Consider the following 5,590-nt stretch of genomic DNA (forward strand, 5'->3'; position numbering starts at 1 on the left):
AACGGATGTGGGCGTGGATCCGGCGCCGGAAAGGGGGAGGCGGCACAGGGAAGCTGGACATCGACCTGTGCGAGGAAGACGGCCGGGTCTGTGTCCGGTTGTCCGGATTGACGGTACGGGCCGTTGCTACCGGAAGCGGGAACCGGGCGCCTGATTTCGCTCAGGAGACGGAAGAACCAAAACTGGTCGGCAATATAATGCTGGCGCCTGTGTGGGATCCTTCGCTGGTCCAACCGGGAGATCGCTTTCCGGCGTCTGGCGAGCGGGTAATGGTCATAGGCGGAACCACAAGCCAATGGGCAGGAATTCGGGAACGTTGCCCCGGCGCATCCCGCATGGAGATTGTTTCCGATGATTCCATGCCTATCATAGGTGGAAAATTGGCCGCTTGCGGCGTTGTGGATCATTTCATCTGGATCGCGCCTTCGGATGGCGATACCGCATTCAAGCCAGAGGCGGTAATTGCCGGGCAGAAGTCGGGCGTCCTGCTGTTGTTCCGGTTCATCAAAGCCTTGCTTCACGCAGGCTATGGGGCTAGAAAGCTTGGCTTCTGCATCCTGACCGTGAAGACGCAGCATATAACGTCCGATGAGCTGATTGATCCGACCCACGCCGGCTTGCACGGCTTGGCCGGTTCGTTGGCCAAAGAATATCCTCACTGGAATATCAGGCAAGCCGATCTGGAAACAGAAGAAGGCTGGCCGTTCGACGAGTTGTTCGCCCTGCCCCCGGATGCAGATGGACATCTGCGGACATATCGGGGAGGCCAATGGTATGAACAGCATCTCGTGCCTGTCCGGCAGGAGATTGCAGAGCATCGTCTGTATAAAACCGGGGGTGTCTATGTGGTCATTGGAGGCGCTGGCGGCATCGGGGAAGCCTGGAGCGAGTATATGATTCGCAGCCACCAGGCTCATATTGTATGGATTGGGCGGCGGCCGAACAATGCGGTTATCGAAGCCCAGATCAGGCGCTTAGGCGCTTTGGGGCCAGCACCGCGCTACATCTGCGCCGACGCAGCCGATGAGGCGGCGCTGCGCGAAGCCTACAAGGAGATCAAGTCGATTCACCCGGCGATTCATGGGCTGCTCCACTCCGCTGTCGTGTTGCGGGATCAGAGCCTGGAGCGGATGAATGAGGAACGGTTCAGCGCTGGGCTTCAGGCAAAGGTTGATATCAGCGTGCGGATGGCGCAGGTATTCAGAGATGAGCCGCTGGATATGGTTTTATTCTTTTCATCATTCATGTCCTTTACAAAAGCCCCTGGCCAAAGCAACTATGCGGCGGGTTGTTCCTTTTCCGACGCCTTCGCCCACCAGCTCGGCAAGTGGTGGACATGCCCGGTTAAGGTGATGAACTGGGGTTATTGGGGCAGTACCGGCGTTGTGTCGGCACAGAGTTACAGGGACAAGATGGCACGTACGGGAATCGGCTCCATAGAACCGACGGAAGCATTTGAAGCACTTGAGATATTGCTGGCCGGATCAGCTTCGCAAGCGGCGCTGATTAACACGACGAAGCCTCTGATTCTTGAGGAGTTATGCACAGATGAATGGGTTGCCTTTTATCCGGACCAAGTGCCATCGGCAGTGCCACACCTGCCGGATCTTGAGGCGGCCATTTCAAAACAAGGAGGCGAGATTGGTGACCGGGCCGGATATGGAAATGAAGATACAACACCTTTTACGATCAACCCTGTCCGAGTTGCTCCAAGTAAAGCCTGAGCAACTCGATATGAATTTTAATTGGGAGGAATATGGATACGATCCGGTCGTCTGGGGCGAATGGGCCAGACGGCTGAATGAATCGCTGGGGCTGGATTTGTCACCGGCTGTTTTTCACGAATATCCGAATTTGCAGGCGCTAACGCAATATTTGCTCCAGATACAAGGAACTCCGTTCATTGATGTCCTAGTAGCTTCAGGTGATGTCCGCGCGGATGATGGGGAGAAGGCAGGCAACGGGCCGCAAAGCACCGAATGGCTGGCCGGGATGCTTGCCGAAGCGGTTGCCAGCTATGTGCAGCGCCGTCTGGATCTGGATAGTTCGTCCCGTGTTCATATTTTGCAGATCGGCAAACTGACAACAGCGGAACTTTCCTTGATGGTGCAAAAGCTGCTCCCCTTCAATACGCAGATTGCCGAGTTTTGCTGTACCGGTTCGTCGGAGGACCATTTCCTGCGGATCGAACCGGGACTTGATTCCGTTTGCCCATTTCTGAGATTCCGCAGTCTAGAGCGGCATATGCCTTTTATGGATCAGCAGTTATCGCCGGGCGGCTATGATCTTGTGATTGCCCGGGGCAAAATAACCGACCTGCAACACGTTCAGCAGATGTCGCGCGAAGCGAAGACCGTTCTGAAGAAAAACGGTGTGCTGCTGTGGGAGGATAGCGGGAGCCTTGCACCGGATACGGATGATGCAAGCGGCGCGGAAGCCTTCAATACAGAGAGCGCCGGCCGTATCCGCAGCCTGCTGACCGGCGCAGGGTTTCGAAATATCGGCATGGCCGGCTGTTCGCCAGGACCCGTCCTGCTGGCGGCGGAAAGCGATGGTGTGGTGCGGATGAAGCGCAAGGGCCTTTCTGTCTCACCGGAGGCAGTGTCCTCGGATGCGCCGAAGCATGACAGCAATTTGCCGTCCCGCAGCGAAGCCGCTGATCCGCGTTTGGTCCAGCCCGGCAGCGAGGAAGAGCATACTATTGAACGTCTGCAGGACAGAAGCCGTCAATATTTAAAAGATCTGATTGGCGAAGCTTTGAAAATTTCGCCGCAGCAGATCGACTCCGCTGAACCGTTCGAGAAGTTTGGCATCGATTCGATTATGGTCATTGAATTGGCTGCTGCATTGCGGAAGGTGTTCAGCGATATCAGCAGCACATTGTTTTTCGAGTATCCGACAATCGATAAACTGGCAGATCATTTGCTGCAGTCGCAGCGGGAGCGTTTCTTGGAACTGCATGGCGTTGGAACAGCAGATTCGCCGACCGGCACAGTGGGGGAAGAAACGGTCAATGCCGATCCTGCTATGCGTTCGGAACACTCCCGCAACCGCTTTTGGAAGGGGCTGGATACGCCTTTGGCCAAGCGCCAATCCTCACTGCCGGATACCTCTCGAGATGTGGCGGTCATCGGATTGGCCGGCCGCTACCCCGGGGCTGATGATGTGCATGAATTTTGGGCGAATTTGCTGGCCGGCAAACATAGTATTTCGGAAATTCCCCCGGAACGTTGGGATTGGAAAGCTTATTATGCGGAGGAAAAAGGGAAGCCCGGTGCCATATACACCAAATGGGGCGGCTTTATCCGGGATATCGACGCCTTCGATCCGCTTTTTTTTCATATATCGCCTGCGGAAGCCGAACGGATGGACCCACAGGAAAGGCTGTTTCTTGAGGTGGCCTATGCAAGTGTGGAGGATGCGGGATATACGCCGTTGACCCTCGGGCACAGCCGGAAAATCGGCGTTTTTGTCGGCGTTATGAACGGAAACTATCCGACAGGGTCCAGCTATTGGTCCATCGCCAACCGTCTGTCCTATCTGTTTAACTTTCAGGGGCCAAGCCTAGCAGTCGATACGGCTTGTTCCTCTTCACTGACTGCTATTCATCTTGCACTGGAGAGCCTGCACAGCGGTTCCTGTGAATGTGCGATTGTGGGCGGGGTCAACTTAATTGTCGATCCGGTACATTACTTGAAACTCAGTGCGATGACGATGCTGTCCTCCGGGGATAAGTGCAAAGCGTTTGGAGATGAAGCAGACGGTTTTGTGGACGGAGAGGGTGTTGGGGCCATTGTTTTAAAGCCTTTGGCCAAGGCGCTCAGTGATGGTGACCATATCTATGGTGTGATTAAAGGAAGCATGATCAACGCCGGAGGCAAAACTCACGGCTATACGGTACCTAACCCAAACGCACAAGCGGAAGTAGTTGCAGACGCCTTACGGCAAGCAGGCATTCAAGCCCGTGAAGTCAGTTACATCGAGGCGCACGGCACGGGAACCGCGTTGGGTGATCCGATTGAGATTGCGGGTCTGGTGCGAGCATTCAAGGAAGACACCGGGGATACACAGTTTTGCGCCGTCGGTTCCGTTAAGTCGAACATTGGCCATTGTGAGAGTGCCGCTGGTATCGCCGGCTTAACGAAAGTGCTGATGCAATTCAAGCATGGTGTAATCGCGCCTACCCTTCACTCCGGTACAGCTAATCCGGAAATTTCTTTCGGGCAGACACCGTTCTATCTCCAACATGCGCCGTCGGAGTGGAAGCGCCCTATGCTTCACATCAACGGCAAACTGGCGGAAATCCCGCGTATTGCGGGCATTTCTTCGTTCGGTGCCGGAGGGGCCAACGCGCATTTGATTATTGCAGAACCCCCACTAAGGGATGAAAATCCAAATCGTATGCGGTCTTCGCCTTTGCAGCCGGCTCTTATTGTGCTGTCGGCAAGACAACAGGACCGCCTTGTCATACAGGCCTCACAACTGCTCCGGACACTGCGGGAGCAGAACTGGCAAGATGATGAATTGGCCGATGTGGCCTATACGCTACAGACGGGGCGCGAAGCGATGGATGAGCGGCTGGGAATGATCGTCTCATCTGTCGAACAATTGGAGAATGCCTTGCAGGCTTTTGTGCAAGGGGAACAGCAAAACGGGCATCTGCACCGTGGACAAGTCAGCCGAAACAAGGAAGCGTTGGCCGTATTTGCCGATTCTGAACTGCGCGACACGGCGGAGCAATGGATTCGGCTTGGCAGATACGGCAAACTCCTGGAATGGTGGGTGCGCGGGGGAGAGGTAGACTGGAGCAAGCTGTACGGGGAAGCCACACCGCGGCGGATCAGCCTACCGGGATACCCGTTTGCGCGGGAGCGGTATTGGACGAGCCGGCGTGTGGGAAGTGCGTCGGAGGCCGAGGCGAGACATACGTCTATGCTGCATCCGTTGGTACAGCGGAATACGTCGGATTTGACGGAACAGCGGTACAGTTCACGGTGGAGCGGCGAAGAATTCTTCTTGAAGGATCATGTGGTACAGGGGCAGAAAATGCTGCCAGGGGCAGCCTATCTGGAGATGGCGCTGCAAGCGACGCTGTTGGCTGCCGGGACGGCGGGGCATGAGGCGCAGCAAGGCGTACGGCTGCACGGGGTGGTATGGCTGAAGCCGTTCACGGTGGAAGAAGGAACGGAGCAGGAACTGCACATCGCACTGACGCCGGAGGCGCAGAACCGGATTGGCTTTGAGGTGTACAGCGGAGAGGCAGTAGGCGAAGGGGAAGTACACAGCCAGGGAAGCGTGGAGCTGTATACCCGCGAGGCGGCAGCAAACCTACCAAAGCTGGAGGTGGAGGTGCTGCGGGAGGAGAGCCGACACAGTGTGAGCGGCGTGGAATGCTACGGGCAGTTCCTGGATAAAGGGATCGCGTACGGACCAAGTCATCGGGGGCTGGAGTGGCTGGAGATCGGTCCGCGGGGCGCGCTGGGCAAGCTGGCGCTGCCGGAAGGCACAGGAGAGGGCTATGTGCTGCATCCAGGTATAGTGGATGCGGCATTACAAGCCTGTGCGGGTTTGATGGAAGAGACAGGGGGGA

2 protein-coding genes and 2 pseudogenes are annotated in these 5,590 nt (G+C 56.3%); all 4 read left to right on the top strand.

Going from position 1 to position 5,590, the window contains the following annotated elements; genetic code table 11:
- Positions 1-1,724: SDR family NAD(P)-dependent oxidoreductase (locus L696_RS28445; protein WP_155985354.1), on the top strand; the 1,724-nt coding region annotated here is incomplete at its 5' end.
- 10 nt (positions 1,725-1,734) lie between these two features.
- Positions 1,735-1,818: pseudogene (locus tag L696_RS32680) on the top strand (hypothetical protein); the annotation flags it as partial.
- 909 nt (positions 1,819-2,727) lie between these two features.
- Positions 2,728-5,253, top strand: a pseudogene (locus L696_RS32685) (type I polyketide synthase); the annotation flags it as partial.
- Between the two features lie 132 nt (positions 5,254-5,385).
- Positions 5,386-5,590 (top strand): polyketide synthase dehydratase domain-containing protein (locus L696_RS32690; protein WP_425339311.1); only part of this gene is annotated, 205 nt, incomplete at its 3' end.

Source organism: Paenibacillus maysiensis (assembly GCF_000520815.1).
GTDB lineage: Bacteria > Bacillota > Bacilli > Paenibacillales > Paenibacillaceae > Paenibacillus > Paenibacillus maysiensis.